This is a genomic window from Bacteroides sp. D2, assembly GCF_025147085.1.
Taxonomy (GTDB): Bacteria; Bacteroidota; Bacteroidia; order Bacteroidales; family Bacteroidaceae; genus Bacteroides.
Genome location: NZ_CP102261.1, coordinates 5,486,913 through 5,504,393, shown reverse-complemented (window position 1 = coordinate 5,504,393; position 17,481 = coordinate 5,486,913). Strand labels below are relative to the sequence as shown.

The window sequence follows — 17,481 nt, the reverse complement described above, 5'->3', positions numbered from 1 at the left end:
CTTTACTCACATAAACCACTTTGCTTATGGCATTCGAAGAAACTCGCGAACAGCAGCAGATGTACAACTACTTCCGCAGCTGCATCTATATCTTTCTCATCATTGAGATTGTGATGAATCTGCCAGTGACAGCGGATAATCGCATCACGCAATTCATCATCGACCTTCTGGGACGGTTCAAGGTCTTCAATTCGGTATCAGGTTGCAAGATTACCGAACTGATTTGTATCTGTGTAGTCTGCATTGGTACTAAAGCTAAGAAGGCGTTAAAATTCAATCTCAAGACCATGGTCGTCTATCCTGTACTGGCCGGACTGACCTTAGTGGGACTTTGCTTTGTCTTCCATAACATGAGCATGGGCATTAGCTGGATGGGCTTCCCTGCCAATCGCATTCTCTATGCAGTCTGTTCCGTAGTGGGTACCATGCTGGTGCATCAAGGCCTCGATGGCATCGCCAAGTATTACAACTACAAGGTAGGCGAAGACCGCTTCAACTTCGAAAATGAGTCGTTTCAGCAGTCTGAGGTATTGGTCAATAACGACTATTCCGTGAATATCCCCATGATTTACTACTGGAAGCAGAAGATGCACAAAGGGTGGATCAACATCATCAATCCCTTCAGAGCGACGATCGTCTTAGGTACGCCTGGCTCTGGTAAGTCCTTCGGCATCATCGACCCGTTCATTCGGCAACATGCAGCCAAAGGGTTTACCCTTATGGTCTATGACTTTAAGTTTCCAACGCTTGCCAAGACGCTTTTCTATCAGTATTGTAAGAACCGCAAGGCTGGACGCTTGCCTGTCAACTGTGGCTTTCGCATTGTCAATTTTACCGATATAGAGTACTCCAATCGTATCAACCCGATTCAGCGGAAGTACATTCCGGATTTGGCAGCAGCTTCAGAAACAGCAGCTACACTATTGGCTTCCCTTAATAAGGGAGGTGGGGAGAAGAAAGGAGGTTCAGAGGCATTCTTCACCAACTCAGCAGAGAATTTCTTGGCAGCCATCATCTACTTCTTTGTCAATTTCCATCCTGTGGGTTTCCGGAACGGCAAGAAACTGAAACGGTTTGTTTCAGTAAATGGACAAAAACTGGAAATTGTGATTCGTAATTGGGATGACTTCAATGCCATCGACAAGGACGGTTACGTGATTCTGGACTTTGTGGATGAGCATGGAAATGATGTCTCTACCGATGAAGACCGTATGTTTGTGGATTTGAATGGCTATCGTTACAAAGACCGTAACGGCCAAGAAGTCAAGATTGATCGATGCTGGTATGAGGATGAGAATGGTCAAGAGGTAGAACCCGATACCATTACGGGTGAATATTCAGATATGCCTCATGTACTTTCTTTCTTGGGCAGACCTTATGATCAGGTGTTCAATATCCTGATGCAAGACGACAAAATATCATCACTGATGGCTCCATTCAAGAGTGCTTACGAGAACAAAGCAAACGATCAGTTGGAAGGTATGGTGGGTACACTTCGTGTGAATGCAGCCCGATTGGTATCTCCAGAGGCTTATTGGGTGTTTACCGGGGATGATTTCGATTTGAAAATTTCAGACCGCAACAATCCCAGCTACTTGGTCATTGCCAATGACCCCGAGAAGGAGCAAGTAATTGGTTCACTCAATGCGTTGGTGCTTAACCGTCTGATTACACGAGTCAACTCGAAAGGGAACATTCCAGTGAGCATCATCGTAGATGAATTGCCTACGCTCTACTTCCATAAGATAGACCGCTTGATTGGTACGGCACGTTCCAATAAGGTGGCCGTGACCTTGGGCTTTCAGGAACTTCCTCAGCTGGAGGCCGATTATGGCAAGGTGGGCATGCAAAAGATTATCACGACCTGTGGCAACATCTTCATGGGTGCAGCCCGTAACAAGGAAACGCTGGAATGGGCGCAGAATGATGTGTTTGGTAAAGCCAAGCAGACTTCCCGTTCTATCTCCATCAACGACCAAAAGGTATCGACCACCATCTCAGAGAAGATGGACTACTTGGTGCCAGCCGCCAAAATTGCCGACATGGCCACCGGCTGGTTGGCCGGTCAAACTGCCCGTGACTTCACCGCTACCGATGACAGTATGCTCGACCGCTTTGACATTGAGCAGTCTGAAGAGTTCAAGACGACGAAGTACTTCTGTAAAACTCATTTCGACATGAAGCAGATTAAGGACGAAGAGAATCACTATGTTTCTCTTCCCAAAATCTATGAGTTCAAGAACGATCGAGAGAAGGAGGTCTTGCTCAATCGCAATTTCAAGCGGGTAAATCAAGAAGTAGAAAATATTGTCAAGGAATTATTGGGTATTGGCTGATTATGAGTACTTTCAAACTACCAACATTAAATGGTAGCACATTGAAGACCATCGCCGTAATCTCTATGGTGATAGACCATTGCGCCTACTTCTTAATGACGTCAGACACGAGGCAGTATGAGGTGATGCGGTGTTTGGGTCGTATCGCCTTTCCTGTTTTTGCCTTTTTGGCCGTGGAAGGATTTCTGCATACGAGGAACCGAATGCATTATCTTCACACGTTACTGGGTTTTGCCGTAGTAAGCGAAGTTCCTTGGTTACTACTCAATGGGAACGATGGGACACATAATGTATTGTTCACGTTAGCTTTGGGTGTAACTACTCTGATATTCTTGGATAAGCTAATCAAGAGTAACCGAACATTGAGTATTTCGGTAGTGCTTGTGATGGCTTACCTTGCTTATTACTTAGGGGTAGATTATGATTGGAGAGGTATGCTAATGATGGCTATCTTCTTTATTTTGAAGAGTAAAGGTGCTTCTCATTCACCCTTTAGTCGGGTGCTTCAGCTAGTATTTTCCTTCCCCTTGATGATGCACTATGGTATGGTAGGAGCAATGCTTGCCTGCTTGGTTCTTTTTATGTATGATGAGAGCAGAGGATTTATACAAGGGAGAGTCGCCAAGTATGGATTTTATGGCATTTATCCCGTACATTTCTTGCTTATCTGGCTTATACGCTGACTATAGCATCTTCAACACCTTAATCACCGACCGAATGTAGTTTGGATCTTGCGCATATCCTATATCTCTGAGCCATACCAAGTAGTTGCCACCTTTATAGCGGTATTGTACCTTGGTATAGTAAGCACGGACGCTTTCCGTCCAGTGATTAAACTCATAGTAATCTCCCGTTCGAGGATTAGTCAGACCAAATAGATTGTGCCGATTCCGACATAGAGGTGAAGTAAACCATCCAGTTTCCAAGATAGCTTGTGCTAAGACTATTTTTGGATGTTGGATGTCATGCCGCTTGATTTCCGCATAAAGATTAGGGATGGTCAATTCAGAAAGTCCTCTCAATTGCCCCTTCTTTGAAACCTTCGCTTTTACTTGATTGAGGGACACCCTTTGGTCACATTTTTGGACTTTGACCAAAGTATCTGCTGGTGTATCGTTAGCAACCTTCTTGCCCATTTCAAGAGCTAAAGAATCTTTCTCTCCCTTATGTACAGCCACATTCTTTGAGGAAACCGCCTCGATGGCAGCTTCCTTGGTGATGGTATAGAACTGAGCCGATACCATCTGGGCGTTGAGCATCAAGAGTGATGCTATCAAAATAGTGTTGCGCATTTCTGTAGGAGTAGGCTTCCGCCCATACTTTTGTGACGGACAAGCGGTTACGACCGCAAAATTAACTCCTAAATAAATGGATATGGAAATGCACAACAGAAATCAATCAGAAATGCTGCCTTATGAGAAATTGGCAGTATTGGGCATTGACCGCGAAAAGGCTGATAGTTTACCCATTGAGGTAAAGGAAAAGCTAGTCGCTGGTGAAGTCACACCACTTATGCAGGTGTCGATAAGTGCCCAAAATGGTGACGTAATCACCATCCCCCTCAAACTCCAGCTGACTACAGACCAAAATGGCGCGCCGGCACTGATGGCTTATCCCGTCCGTGCAGCCCTCGAAGTGGAACGCAATCAGGCGCTTCGTCTCACTGAGCAAGAAGCGGAGCGTTTAACGAAAGGGGAAGTGATTCAGAAGGCGGTGGATGTGAATGGGGAGAAGACACAACAATACCTTCAACTCGACCCTGAAACGAAGTCGGTTATCCATCGCCGTGTGACGGACATCAAACTGGAGCAACAACTCAAGGACATGGAGAAGGTCAACGACATTGAGTTGGGAATGCAACAGAAGCAGCAGGTTCGTGAGGGTAAGCCCGTAGAACTGAATGTAGGTGGCGAGAAGGTGGCTGTAGGTATAGACCTCAAAGAGCCGCAAGGATTCAAAGTGATTCAGGGCGATATGAAGGAATGGGACAGACAGCAGAAACTGCGCTACGATGACCTCCACCCAGAATACTTGGGCCTGGTGATGACGGACAAGAACCGATGGGAATACCAGCAGGTAGTCGATAAGCAATCCCAAGAACGAGCCTTGAGACTGTCATCCACTCAGAAAGAATCGAAATCTCAATCTCTCAAACTTTAACCCTTTACAGCTATGCCCAAACAATCACCTCCAGAGAAAGACAAAGATGTGGGTATTCTCCAGCAGTTCGACAATTTGAAGAAGAAGCATCCGGATGCGGTTCTCCTCTTCCGTCATGGCGACTTCTATGAGACTTTCAAACAAGATGCGGTCAAGGCAGCAACGGTGTTGGCTATTGCCATTGCTGATCGAATCTTCCCTATGGAGAAAGAGCCGATAAAAGTCGCCTCTTTCCCTTACCATGCTTTGGATGCCTACTTACCCAAACTTATCCGAGCGGGTATGCGAGTGGCTATCTGTGATGCGCTCGAAGCTCCTAAACAAATCAAAAAAGAATCCACCCTTTCAAACAACGAAACTATGGCGAAGAAAAAGAAAGAACAAGGTACGCAGGAAGAACCTACTCAGGCGGTCAAAAGTGCTGCAGAGGAAAAGCCTGCCAAGAAATCGAAGGCTGAAGCTACAGTGGAAACTAAGGCAGATGTCAAGAGTGAGCAACAATTTGAAGCCAAGCAGGAGCGTAAACCCCGTGAACCGCAGATGATAACAGCCAATGGGGAGAAAGTGACGCATGGTCATGCTTACCAAAACACTACCAATCCCAATGAATGGTATTTCACTGCTAAGATTGATGGTCAACAACTGAAACCACAAAAGATGGATGCTGCCGACCTGGCCGCTTATCAGAAGAAAGAGATGACGGTGCCCCAGCTGATGGAGCGTTACTATCCCAGTAAGCTCCAACCGAAAGTATCTGAAGAAGCCTTCAAGTTCCCGAAGCAGATAGCCGGTCCCGATGGTGCCATCAATATCGACAAGTTCAATGTCTATAAGGAGAAAGATGAGCAACGTCCAGATTTTGGCAAATACAAATTCTATGTCGAGGTAGGAGATACCAAGATGTCTGCTGTAGCTTCTCGTCAGGATTTGAATGCCTACTTTGATCGAACGATTGCCCCCACACAACTGGTAGAGAAAAATTTTGGCGAACGACTTCACTTGAAGTCTGCCTATGAGAAGTACCAACTTCCTGAGGGTGCCGATGCAAACGGCATTCGAGTAGCCAAAGACCATAACGACAACAAATGGAAAGTATCTATGGACTTGGGCGATAAAGGTCAGACCTCTAAGAAGGAGATATCCTTTGACGATGGCTATTCGCTCTTCAAGTCAAAAACGGCTACCCGTGAGCAAATTGCAGCCAAGTACCTGCATACAGAAATCACCGGACTACTCGCAGCTCCCACTGCCAAAATGGAGAAATCAGCCTCCATGAAGATGTAATATCATTATCCACTTAAAGAACAAAGATTATGTCAGCAAAAATGAATCACGAGGAGTTGGTAGAACTCCTGCAAGACGGTAAGATAGGCTATCTCCGTTTCGTTATGGACGGAGAAAACTCACAGGATTATTTGGATTGGTGCCAGAAGCATGGTACTGACCCTACCGATGAGTCCGCAGAATTTTATGTAGGACAGACCGACATCGCTGAAATGGACAGTCAGGTCATGAATGACGAAGCGTATGGCATATGGCACTAATACTTCCTCCACCGGCAATGCAGGGCAGGTGGCCATCGATCGCTTTGCCGAGATGATGATTGCCCGTATGGAGCAGATGAAGAGTGCGGATTGGAAGCAGGGTTGGATAGGAGGAGCATCCGGTTATGCCGGTCTTCCTCAAAATGTCGGGGGACGTAACTACTCCGGCTCCAACTCTTTCTTCCTCCAACTCCAGACAGCTGCCATGGGTTATCAACTTCCGGTCTATCTCACCTTCAAGCAGGCGCAGAATCTCAAGGCGCATGTGCTGAAAGGCGAGAAGGCGTTTCCGGTGGTCTATTGGGATATGCTGGTCAGAGACCAACATGGACAACGTATCAGTGCAGAGGAATACCGTGCCATGAGTAAGGACGAGAAGCAAGGACTGGAAGCGATTCCGTTCATCAAAGCTTTTCCGGTCTATAATGTGGCGCAGACTAATCTGGCCGAAGTGCAACCCGAGCGGATGCAGAAGCTATTGGATAAGTTCAAAATGCCTGAGCTTCGCGATACGCAAGGCATGTACGAACATGCTGCTCTTGACCGCATGATTCAAACGCAAGGTTGGCTTTGTCCCATTCAGGCTGATAAGCGTGAGAATGGTGCTTACTATTCGCCCAGTAAAGATATTGTAGTACTTCCGATGAAGGCTCAATTTAATATTGGCAATAGTCCCGATGAAACCTATCGGGGCGGTATGGAGTACTATTCCACCATGCTGCACGAGATGACGCACTCCACCATGACTCCGGAACGACTGAATCGTGAGATTGGCGGTAAATTCGGTGATCCATTGTATGCCAAAGAGGAGTTGGTAGCTGAGTTGACTGCTGCAATGATTAGTCACTCCATGGGCTTTGACTCCAAGATAACCGATAACTCAGCAGCCTATCTGGATTCTTGGATTGGGGTACTGAAGAAGGAACCTAAGTTCATTGTGTCGGTGATGGCGGATGTCAACAAGGCTTCGGAACTAATCCTAGACCATGTAGATAAGCAACGCCTACAGCTGAACAAGCAACCGTACTTGGCCAAGAACGATCCGCTGGCACCTTTGGATGGTGTAGAACTACCTTTCAAGAATGCAGCGATTGTCAAGACTCGAAATGGAGACTATGGCATTCGTGCATCTTATGATGGCGTGGAGTTAGGTTTGAAAAAGGTATCGAAGGAAACGGCTCGAACTTACTTCCAGCTCACAGATATGAAGGACAAGAACGCTTTCTTGGTGATGACTGCCCAAAAGACTTACGGACCGGAACTGGCCACGATGCGTCAGACGCAGAAGGCCAGCGCAGGATTAAGAATCTAATATTCACCTTTTAATAGACGGCAGACTATGACTGATTACAAGATTAACTTTAGGGAGCTGAAATCTAAGGTAGGCATCGATGATGTGGCTTATGATTTGGGGTACAAGCTGAATAAGAAAGCCGGTGTGGGCCGCTATATTGAGCTGGTGTTGAGTGATGGTAGAACCAAAAGCGACACCATCATCATCAGTAATCCCAACAACAAAGCTGCTCAGACTTTCTTTCGCAGAGATGGCTCCAAAGGGGATGTAGTTACCCTCATCCGCAAGAATCTGAACGCATTCAACGTGTCCGGCAAAGACGAATGGCACCGCATCGCTAAAGTACTGGCCAGATTTGCCAACGCACCTGAACCTGATTATCATGAAGACCGGGAGTATGTCAGGTCTGCTAAAGTGGATGCCGTCTTTGACAGCGCCAGGTATGAGGTGAAACCGATTGATACGAATAAGCTACCTCCTTTGTTCGCTCAGCGAGGCTTATCCGCAGAAACAGTCCAAGCACTTTCTCCTTTTATCTCCTTGATACGAGATAAGAAGAATGAGAAGTTCGAGGGCTTCAACATTGGCTTTCCTTATACCCAAGGGGATGATACCACAGTCAAGGGTTACGAGATACGAGGCTATGGCGGTTATAAATCCAAAGCCGCAGGAAGTAATTCCAATTCTGCGGCATGGGTAGCCGACCTCTCAAGGGGTAATCACGATGCTGTCAAACAAGTTTTCTTCTGCGAATCCGCTTTCGATGCCATGGCTTTCTATCAACTAAATCGCTTGCAGCTCTCTACTGATATAGCCTTGGTGTCCTTGGGCGGAACTTTCTCTGATGAGCAGATAACAAACGTGATGCAGCGCTTTCCGCAAGCCAAAGCCTACGACTGTTTTGATAACGACTTAGCGGGACGTATCTATGGCCTTCGTATGTTGGCTTTATTGGAAGAGATACCGATGAAAATCAATAAAACCAACGAGGGGATTCTGGTGGAAGCCAAAGGAAAGGCATTCTCTTTGAGTCAGGACCGTTCATTGACTGCACAGTTGAGTGAACACTTACACATTCGTTACCGTATGGGACAACGGTTACCACCCAAGGCTTTCAAAGACTGGAACGATTGTCTGTTGAATAAGCCCGTGGAAGTGATAATGACTCCTCGTAAGGAAGAACGTGAACAAAAATTGGCAGAGCGTAGAAATGCCGGTCTCAAAATCTAACGAATATGGAAGCAATCTCAATTCATACAAAAGCAATGGCTCTGGTGGTTACATTAAGCTTTGCGTTTACTGGTACTCCTGTACTTGCCCAACAAACCGACCCAGCTCTAACTGCTGAGGTAGTGGCGCAAACGGTGGTGCTGAATGACATTCATCAGAAGCGCAAGAAGACGCAAGAGAGAATAATTGCAGCCGAAGCAGCCGTAAGCATCGCCCTCGATCGGGTACATCGGGTCGAAGACAAAATGCTGGAGTACCTATCCAATGCGCAAGGTGCCATGCAGAATCTGTATCAAATCAAGCGGGCAGGAGAGTTGGTCACAAAGGAGATACCGCAGAACATCTCTTTACTGACCAAGTCTGTAGGTGGCAACCTGAAAGGAACGGCCATTGCGGCCATCGTGTCCGATGAACTGACCGATGCCGCTACACAAATGGCGGCTCTCTACCCTTTCATGAAGCAGTTGGTGACTTCGGGTAGCTACAATGTGACGAACTCTGATGGCAATAAGGAGAAGCACAAGGTCAACCTGCTCAACTCTTCGGAACGCTATTATGTGGCCAATGAAGTGGTGACAAGGCTCGAAGCCATTAACACAGACCTCTTCATCTTGGCATGGCAAGTCCGTACCCTCTCTTGGAACGACCTTTGGTTCTCCCTTGACCCTGAAGGATGGGCTAACGTAATGTCTGGTAAGAACATCATTGGCGGCATCATCGCAGACTGGAACCAAGGGTACGTGCTGAAATGGTAAAAATCAAATCAAGAATCAAAAACATTAGAAAAATGGAAACAGAAAAGAAAACAATCGGTCGCTGCCCTTTGTGTGGCGGCAACGTAGTGAAGACCTGCAAGGGTTATCGCTGTGAGAATAACTTGGGTGAACAACCCACTTGTACCCTCAATATCAATAGCATCATCGGTAATCGGAAGATGGGTGATGAGGAAGTGACTGAACTCCTGGAGAAGCGTAGCATCCTCTTGGATGGCTTCGCTACCAAAGAAGGCAAAGCATTCCCTGCTGTACTGGAGCTGGCCAATGATGGGGCTATCAACATGCTGTACGTTATCGGCAAATGTCCCCATTGCGGTGGTGATGTCCGTGTCAGTTCGCGTGCCTTCAACTGTTCCAACTACAGCAACCAGTCAGCTCCCTGCACCTTCTCCATCTGGCGAAACATCGGTGGTCATCAGCTGACCTTAGCCGAAGCCAAGGAAATCTGTGAAAAGGAAATAACGAATTCAGAACTGGAGATGTATCGTGAGGATGGAGCCATCTATCGCAAACGTCTCGGCCTTTCTCCGGATAAACTTCAAATCGTGAAGATATGAGACCGGGTATGAAAATCGTGATCATCTTGGTCACAGCCGTTCTCTTTTGGGGCGGCATGTTAGTAGCTTGTGTCAGTTGTTCGGAAAAACCGAACGACTTGGCGGTAAAGGTAGCTGAAAAAGCCTTGATGGCTACCGTGGATCATCCGGAATCGGTCAAAATACTGGGTTTCAGCAAAGCAGATTCCGTCTTTGGCAAGAACTATGTGACCATGGAAGAGAGAATGGCACTCTCCGTAATGATGATGAAAATCAATGAGCAGGTGATGAAAACCACGAACAATTTCGAGGATTTCAATCCCGACAACAGGGAAATGAATGAGTTGGTGGAACGTCAAATGGAAGCCATGACTACACTTCGTGCCTTAGTGGCCTTTGGGGACATTCAACCGGAGGTACATGGACAGAAGAAACCGCAAGCTCCCTTCTCAGGTTGGAAGGTCAAGGTGGAAGTTGAAGCACCCAATGCTGAAGGGAAGCTGTGCCGTTCGGAACATTGGTTCATTCTCGATAAGTCTGCCCAATTCGTTGTCAAATCATTTGAAATTCCCTTGTTATGAGACTAAATCAAATCATCTTATCGCTGATGCTGGTGGTCTCACTTTGGGTAACTACCTCTTGTGAGTGCAACCATGACATCGTAACACCTTTTACTTCTTCCCTTCAAGTGGGGAATGTGGTGTGTGCCGATGGTACCGTGATTTCCGCTACAGATTTCAGTAACTCGGGCAAAGAACCGGTTGCCATCATATATCATGTGAACCAAAATTCTGAAATCAACTGCCTCGGTTATGCTGTTTACATCCACGATATGGCTCCTCAAACCTTTGCCGATAGTCTCGGTGTGGAACAGGAAACATCTGCTTCACTTACTGACGAGGATGGTAATGCAAATACTTACGCCTTATACCATTGCGAAGATGTTTCTTCTTCAATGGCCATCAAGGTCTTTGACATGTGGAGCTATGGCCAGTCGGCCTTCGTTCCTTCTATTCGCCAGTTGAGTTACCTCTTTCCAGTCAGATATGCTGTGAACGAACGAATAAAGGCTGTGGGTGGCGAGCCCATCAGTCTGGAGCCAGGCGACTGTTGGTTATGGTCATCTACCGAAGTGGAAGGTCAAACGGAAAACAAGGCTTGGTTGTTCTCCATGCAGTCTGGTACTTATCAGGAAACGCCAAAGAATCAGGCGCATCGGTTCAGACCGATAATCTCCATCTATCATGTGGAGTAGGCATAGACAAATCCATGCTGACAGAAGATGAGTCGCGTCATCAATCTGCAGCATGGATTTACTATAATACTACAATTCGGTCTATTCAGCGTCAAATACTTCGATGGCCACACATTTACGTCCTCGAAGTCCGACAAATCCCTTTGCCACCAATTCTGTTGCTTGGTCTTCTGCATCACTACCACTGACGGCTGTAATGCTCAAAGTCTCATGTTCATCCAATTCTGTAGTAATCTCCATTTCATAGTGGTGCATGATTTCGTGTCGATTATCTTCCAATGCTCGACTTGCCAAATCTGAAGTCCAATTGATCTTAGTGGCAGGTGCCTTACGCATATTCTTCAGCATTTTTACCTTTACAGCAGCATCAGACCCATCTGGATTGACTTTGCGAAAGCGCTTGCAACCACAAGAACAGCTCCATATCGGTGGCCGACGAGGTATATTATTACCACCCATGATGGCATCCTTTCGGTACTCCAGCACAAACTCAATCTCAGTCATGTCTCCTGTGCCATAGATTATATCTACCACCTGACTACCACAATCAGGACATTTTGAGGGTTTACGTGTTACATTGATGATACGTGGTTTCTTATTGTCTAACATAAGCGTTATAATTTCTCTTTGATATTCCAAGTGATACAATTCAAAGCGCCACCTTTCTCGACAACTTCAGAAGCTTCTATCTGTAGCACTTTACATTCAGGATAATAACTTTTGATTTGTTGAAGTGCTTGTTCATCTTCTTCTGCACCTAATCCTGGTATGAAAATCGTATCACCAATGCGCAAGAAGTTGATGTAAGCCCAGTTATTCTTATTAGGATACTCCACATGGTAGCTAAGTTTTTTCACTGTGAAGTATTTACTCAAGATTTCTTCAAACCTCTTTGCGTAATGAAAATCAAAATCATCGTAATTGGTCAGAAGAACTGTGTTGTCGTCGATAGCCTTAATGATTCCGTCTGCATGTCCATAATGTTCTTTTATATCCCATGGCAGCATGATAACATCACGATGGAAGATTGAACGAAGTTGTGCTCTAACTTCAGCAGGCTTTAGATGGCTATTTTCAACATAGACCTTTTCCGTCATAATGATGTATTTCCCTGCTTTCACCACATTGCCACCATCTATCACCAAATCCGTTTTATAAGTTTGTATGCCTAGCTCATTACATACAGAATCAACATCAGTAATGCTCTCTTTGTCTTCTTCACTCTTTTGCAGATAGTCTGGATTATAACAATACTGTACGAAGTGGTCATCATAAATTTGTATGGGCATGTAATCACGAGCCCATATATCATTGGTTGACTGCATTACTTGAAATACTATTCCATTATTTTGAAGCAAGGAGATAAAGCGCCCATAGAAATCTGGGCATTCGTCTTTTAGCCAAGAAGAGATATACACTTTATTGGTATCTGAGTCTACAATCTGTTTGCGCTTGAACTGCCATTTGCGTAAGTCTTGTACATACTTCTTGTCTTCTGTAGCTAATAGTTCCGGATAATCAGAAGTTTTCTTCTTTTCTCCATTGGTATCGAATAGAGCCACATTCTTACGAACATCTGCAGTAACTTCAACTGGCACATTGCCATCAACCCACTGTACGGAAATGCCTTCAAATACTGATGATTGCTGGTAAAGTGCTTCGTAAAGCATCGTTGAGCGGTCGTCATTCCTTCCGTCAATTTCAAACTCACGAATTAGCATAGAAGCTCGAATGGCATTATCTGGTGAGTCACCTTTTTCAAAGGCAATATCAATACCAGACACATGATTATGTAAAGTTCCGAAATCGAAAGCAGGCTTGGGATTATCTTTCATATTGCGGTGGTACACAATATAATCCTTAATTCCGTGTTCGGCCTCTTCATGATAATAGAACTCCACGCAGGTAGGGCGTACAAGAACGTTACCTTCTTTGCCTTTGACACAAAAGTGTCCGGCCAAAGTCGTTTGGGCTATTGCCGCAAATTCTGTGGGAGCTTCATAACTTCCGCTGATTATGTTTTGGTGAGAGGATTCACTTAGAGAAAAGCCTCTCAATCGTTGTTCAAGTTTGATCATAGCTAATACCTTTAATTGGAATAATTGATTTCAATCCGTAATCGGTCAATGGCAATTATAGGCGCTTTTATGCTATCATTTCTCCTTTTATTCATTGATTACAGGCAATTTAATTCCAACTTTATAAAACCTTACATATCCGCACACCTTTTCAAATTGAGGTTCCTTGTATCGAGTGAATGTGAAACGCTCTTCCTGCTCTTGGTCAGGATAGATTATCAGACATTTTATGGGTGGAGCTGTATTCTCATCAAGGCCCAGTTTGGTGTAGATGCTACTAAGCCGCGCATATCCACCAACTTCTCTTGCATCATCGATGGATATTCCTTTTGACGATTTATACCGAGGCTTATATTTCGCATCGATAATATAGGGCTCTGGCCATTCTGCAGGATTCAGCAAGTAGTCCAGCTCTTGATAGTATGCGTTTACATGATAACGAACCTCCCCCTTAACTGTGAAGACCTGACGCAGATGATGGAAAACATACAGTTCAAAGAGCTTACTCATATCAATCCAGAAGGGTGGTGTCTGAATCTCATGCTTACCAACAACTGTAATATCATAGCTATAGCGGCGTAGCAATAATTGTGCAAACTTTATTGCTTGGTTGTATTCCTTAAATACAGGATTGCCTTTATAGCTTTTAATAGACTTAACGCTAATCTCATCACTGACACTATCGAAGTATGGCGCAATCAAGCGAACTTTTTTCTTTAGGGGCTCTATATTGACTGCATTTTTGTAGATTTCAAGCTGCTTGCTGCAAAACCTAAGTGCCATTTTGAGAATTTGGTTCTCTGGAGAATCAATATCATAAACTTGATAGCGACAGACGTTATCTGTAATATTACCTCTCGAAAGGTTCTTACGGATATTCTTTCCTATAATAATTTTACCCTTAACCTTTTTAGCAAGGTTTTCTTCAACTGTGTAGTAACTTCGCTTTAATCCCTTTCTTACTATGCGATGCAAAATGCTCAGATATTCTGTAATGAGAAATATACTGAGTATGTCTTGCTGTTGACTTACCTTTATCGATGGTTTATCAAATCTGATTGTAATCAAGTCTGTTAGATGTTCAAAGTTCTCAGGTTCAAGAAGAGCATCATTGAGCATTCTCACATAGTCAACCTCAAAACCATTGTTCAGTTTGGGGCTTACTTGTACGGCAAGTTCGTTTTCACGAAGCCAGTCTATTCCTACAAAATAGGAACCGCTTGCAGCAATCTGTTCCGATTGACGTTTAAGCAATAGGCAAGGCGTTTTTTCCTCACGTCCCCTTTTGACAGTGTACACAACTTCTTCTCCATCCTCCAGATATGGGAGGATGAAGTCTGCATCTTGCCGAAGAAGTGGTGTATTCTCCAGTATTTGCTCTTGAAGTTGTATTATAGTCATTGCTCGATTGCTTTTTGGTATAAGTTATCAATAGTATCTTGTGCCTCTTCGGTAAGTACACCATCGCGCACATACTCCTGTAGTAGTGGAATGATGTCATAGAGAATACGATCACTTGTGATGTATTCTCCATTTTCCTCCATTATGAAATAACTTTGGCCAATCCACACATCTTCAGGTTTGTATTCTTCCGATAGAGTTTCAGCTGGTTCTAAAGTAAAGTTAGGATCCCATTCACTTGCTTCATAGTCCTCATAGTTGGAAATAAATAAAGCACTTACTTCTTTGAACAACTCTTCATCAAATCCTTCTACTTCACCCTCAAGAGAATAAGGCTTCCAGGGGATAAAGGCAAATCGTCTTCTGATGGCGTAGTCTAATGTCCCCAAAGAGCGGTCTGCCGTATTCATCGTGGCTATAATAAATACGTTGCTGGGAATCATAAACGACTTTTTCGAATACGGAAGCAACGCACTCTCAGCATTTTTGCTTCCCTTGCGTTTGTCTGCTTCCAGCAGCGTGATCAGTTCGCCAAATATCTTTGAAACGTTACCACGGTTAAGCTCGTCAATAACCATCACATAGGGCTTAGTATTGACCTCCATCGTGGTTGGCTTCTGATACTTATCTAAGAGCGCTTTCACATTATCTAAAGTGATGGAGTTCAAACGGTACACAGTACTTAATGTCATCGTCTTGCCATCATTCATCTCAACGATATTCTCATTGATACCTTTTAGAACCCAATTGACCTTCCTAACTCTCTTATAGTCGTGGTATGAATCAATAAATTCGTAATCACCAACAACGACACCAATGGCATCAATGGTAGTATTAGTATAACAGCTCATTACAATGTCACCAATCTTCATACTGTTCAGAAAGGCATCAAGGATACGTTTGCCTTCACCGTTGTAGATACTCCAATCGGTTTCATCAGAAATGACAGGGCCATAGTCATCCCATCCAATACGTATGTGTCCATTATCCATACATTCTTTGCGTACCGGATTATCACCAGTTCCACAAAGAGAAACCTTCCATACAACAGCATCGTCAGCTATACCAATGTGCTTATCTTTCACGATAGGACGTGCAGCTTCCTCACAGAGTTGTTTGAAAATGCCGGATTCTATTTCATAGGTCACCTGATTGTTGTCTGCTATAGGCTTTAATCCTTCAATCCAGTCTTCATAATCCATTGATTGGTGGAACGTCGTAAATGCAATGCGCTTATCATGCTTTAATTGGTTATAGCGTTTCATTAAATCTTCTCTTGAAGAGCAGTCAAAATCAGGATCACAAAGCCTTACGGCAATTTCAGGAACATCATAAGTTTTGCCCGTGCCAGGAGCGCCATACATTACGATATTCTTTCGTCTGCTGAGAATGCGTACAACATCGTCATACCATGTGTGATTGGTATCTCTGTCTGTTGTATGCTCACCTTCATTTGCGTTTGCAGAAAGTTCATAGAATGCTTTTTCCTTGATTTCTTTAGAAGCAATCTTTTCCTTGATACCCTTTAACAAGCTCATATACGTTTTGTAGTCTGGTACTCTCTTGGGTAAATCAATACCATATTGCTTCTTGAGATAATCTCTGTTAGTACTATCAAAAGCGAGGAAATCGTTCGGACGAATCCAAAACAATGCCATTGTGACATTAACATTGATAATGAATTGACTTACAACTGCATTGTATTCATCCTCAAAACCTTCATTCTTTACCACCTTCTCAAATAGCGCCCAAAGGCTCTCGATGTCATTGGCTTTTCTTTTGCTTCTAAAGCCAAAGAAATGAGATTTTTGATTGTTGAGCACAGGAATACCTCTGAAGTCTTTCGGTACTTCAGCTTTTATACCTAGTAGTGTTTTAAACACTTCGGTCGTATGAATTCTGTTTTGAGATTTGATGCCTCTATTGAAGAGTCCAAATGTAGTGAAAGGGTCTATGTCCGAACAGAGATCGTCATAACCATCCTCATCATGCAGATAGCCGGCAAGAAGTTCCTCTCGTCGGTCATAAATCAACTTCAGCAACGACTTTCTGTCATTACGAAAGGGCAAGAGCTTTTCTGCGAACTCTTGATAGTATGGTATCCATGTATAGTTCATATCATTATTGAGATTATGGTTCTTATTATATGTAAGTTTGAATGTTATTTTCTAATAGCTAGATGGCCGACGAGTTGTTAACGAAATTTTCGTAGCTGTGTTATACGATTAGCACCCGAACAACATCACCAGGAAGAAGATGACTATACACAAGCAACCTATTGATAGGCATGTATATTTATAGATGGTATAGAAGCGAGGGTGTTTGTAAAGCCACGTATTATAATCTTGTACCCATTTACTGCAATCCTCATCAGTACGAAAAAATATATCTGGATGAACGCCTTGCTCAGCTGCAAGTTTTAGAATTGATTCCTTTGAATTTCTAATTTGGTGTGCTTCATTACCTTTCATCATACCATTCTTGTCCCACTTTGGTTTTCGGCTTTCGGTTCGTCGTCTATTCTGAGCTTCAATCCGAGCAGCAAGGGCATTAATCTTTTCCGTTTCTCGCTCGGCTTCAGCATCCAGTTGTCGTTGGGTCAGCCTTTTGTGAGTCCTTGGGCAATAGTATGTATCGGAATTCGGGTCATAGACATATTCATCGGTACTAGATTCCACAGGAATATAGTCATCAGCATATATGCCATAATCCGCATCTGTTGGAAGTTCGTCACCATGTATATAGTGCCATTCAGCCCAACTCTCATAACCGGGAGGTGGATCACCCTTATATTCGCCTTCAAGTCCCTGTTCATGATAGTCTTGATAATCGCGATAGTTATCTTCGTCGTAATAGTTGCTCATATGATAA

General features: G+C 44.2%; 17 protein-coding genes. 11 read left to right on the top strand and 6 right to left on the bottom strand.

Annotation, left to right across the window (positions count from 1 at the left end; genetic code table 11):
* Positions 1 to 26 precede the first annotated feature (26 nt).
* Both NQ505_RS20715 and NQ505_RS20710 read left to right on the top strand, forming a co-directional pair.
* A complete protein-coding gene (locus NQ505_RS20715) occupies positions 27 to 2,336 on the top strand; it encodes a type IV secretory system conjugative DNA transfer family protein (RefSeq protein ID WP_008998506.1) in 2,310 nt (769 codons plus the stop codon).
* A gap of 2 nt (positions 2,337 to 2,338) precedes the next feature.
* Positions 2,339 to 3,019, top strand: a complete 681-nt coding sequence (locus tag NQ505_RS20710; RefSeq protein ID WP_008998505.1) for a TraX family protein — start codon at positions 2,339 to 2,341, stop codon at positions 3,017 to 3,019.
* On the opposite strand, the gene NQ505_RS20705 is transcribed toward NQ505_RS20710, so the two are convergent.
* Positions 3,020 to 3,628, bottom strand: coding sequence for a glucosaminidase domain-containing protein (locus tag NQ505_RS20705; RefSeq protein ID WP_032853385.1), 609 nt, complete (start codon positions 3,626 to 3,628; stop codon positions 3,020 to 3,022).
* Between the two features lie 82 nt (positions 3,629 to 3,710).
* Here NQ505_RS20705 and NQ505_RS20700 point away from each other — a divergent pair, with 82 nt between their 5' ends.
* From NQ505_RS20700 to NQ505_RS20660, 9 genes are read left to right on the top strand one after another with little or no spacing between them, the layout of a single operon-like run.
* Positions 3,711 to 4,496, top strand: a complete 786-nt coding sequence (locus NQ505_RS20700) for a DUF4099 domain-containing protein (protein WP_198286886.1) — start codon at positions 3,711 to 3,713, stop codon at positions 4,494 to 4,496.
* Between the two features lie 12 nt (positions 4,497 to 4,508).
* Positions 4,509 to 5,780 carry a DNA mismatch repair protein MutS gene (locus tag NQ505_RS20695; RefSeq protein ID WP_008998502.1) on the top strand — a complete coding sequence of 424 codons (1,272 nt, stop codon included), beginning with the start codon at positions 4,509 to 4,511 and terminating at the stop codon, positions 5,778 to 5,780.
* A 29-nt stretch (positions 5,781 to 5,809) separates the two neighbouring features.
* Positions 5,810 to 6,040, top strand: coding sequence for a hypothetical protein (locus NQ505_RS20690; RefSeq protein ID WP_008998501.1), 231 nt, complete (start codon positions 5,810 to 5,812; stop codon positions 6,038 to 6,040).
* A complete protein-coding gene (locus NQ505_RS20685; protein ID WP_008998500.1) occupies positions 6,024 to 7,352 on the top strand; it encodes an ArdC family protein in 1,329 nt (442 codons plus the stop codon). Before NQ505_RS20690 ends, NQ505_RS20685 begins: the two co-directional genes overlap by 17 nt.
* 27 nt (positions 7,353 to 7,379) lie before the next feature.
* A complete protein-coding gene (locus tag NQ505_RS20680; protein ID WP_008998499.1) occupies positions 7,380 to 8,564 on the top strand; it encodes a toprim domain-containing protein in 1,185 nt (394 codons plus the stop codon).
* A 35-nt stretch (positions 8,565 to 8,599) separates the two neighbouring features.
* Positions 8,600 to 9,319 carry a hypothetical protein gene (locus NQ505_RS20675; protein WP_008998498.1) on the top strand — a complete coding sequence of 240 codons (720 nt, stop codon included), beginning with the start codon at positions 8,600 to 8,602 and terminating at the stop codon, positions 9,317 to 9,319.
* A gap of 32 nt (positions 9,320 to 9,351) precedes the next feature.
* Positions 9,352 to 9,897: a topoisomerase C-terminal repeat-containing protein gene (locus NQ505_RS20670; RefSeq protein ID WP_008998497.1), complete on the top strand. Its 546-nt coding sequence runs from the start codon at positions 9,352 to 9,354 to the stop codon at positions 9,895 to 9,897.
* Positions 9,894 to 10,457 carry a hypothetical protein gene (locus tag NQ505_RS20665; RefSeq protein ID WP_008998496.1) on the top strand — a complete coding sequence of 188 codons (564 nt, stop codon included), beginning with the start codon at positions 9,894 to 9,896 and terminating at the stop codon, positions 10,455 to 10,457. Before NQ505_RS20670 ends, NQ505_RS20665 begins: the two co-directional genes overlap by 4 nt.
* Positions 10,454 to 11,131, top strand: a complete 678-nt coding sequence (locus NQ505_RS20660; RefSeq protein WP_008998495.1) for a hypothetical protein — start codon at positions 10,454 to 10,456, stop codon at positions 11,129 to 11,131. The genes NQ505_RS20665 and NQ505_RS20660 overlap by 4 nt, the downstream gene beginning before the upstream one ends.
* A gap of 81 nt (positions 11,132 to 11,212) precedes the next feature.
* Here the strand turns inward: NQ505_RS20660 and NQ505_RS20655 are convergent, their stop codons facing one another.
* From NQ505_RS20655 to NQ505_RS20635, 5 genes are all read right to left on the bottom strand, one after another.
* Entirely contained in the window at positions 11,213 to 11,740 is a 528-nt protein-coding gene (locus tag NQ505_RS20655; RefSeq protein WP_008998494.1) for a hypothetical protein, read from the bottom strand.
* Between the two features lie 5 nt (positions 11,741 to 11,745).
* Positions 11,746 to 13,209, bottom strand: a complete 1,464-nt coding sequence (locus tag NQ505_RS20650) for an agmatine deiminase family protein (protein ID WP_008998493.1) — start codon at positions 13,207 to 13,209, stop codon at positions 11,746 to 11,748.
* Positions 13,210 to 13,296: 87 nt separating this feature from the next.
* Positions 13,297 to 14,610: a 5-methylcytosine restriction system specificity protein McrC gene (locus NQ505_RS20645; RefSeq protein ID WP_008998492.1), complete on the bottom strand. Its 1,314-nt coding sequence runs from the start codon at positions 14,608 to 14,610 to the stop codon at positions 13,297 to 13,299.
* The gene (locus tag NQ505_RS20640) at positions 14,607 to 16,727 is read right to left on the bottom strand and encodes an AAA family ATPase (protein WP_008998491.1); all 2,121 of its coding nucleotides are present in this window, start codon (positions 16,725 to 16,727) and stop codon (positions 14,607 to 14,609) included. Before NQ505_RS20640 ends, NQ505_RS20645 begins: the two co-directional genes overlap by 4 nt.
* Positions 16,728 to 16,835: 108 nt before the next feature.
* The gene (locus tag NQ505_RS20635) at positions 16,836 to 17,474 is read right to left on the bottom strand and encodes a hypothetical protein (RefSeq protein ID WP_008998490.1); all 639 of its coding nucleotides are present in this window, start codon (positions 17,472 to 17,474) and stop codon (positions 16,836 to 16,838) included.
* Positions 17,475 to 17,481: the final 7 nt, after the last annotated feature.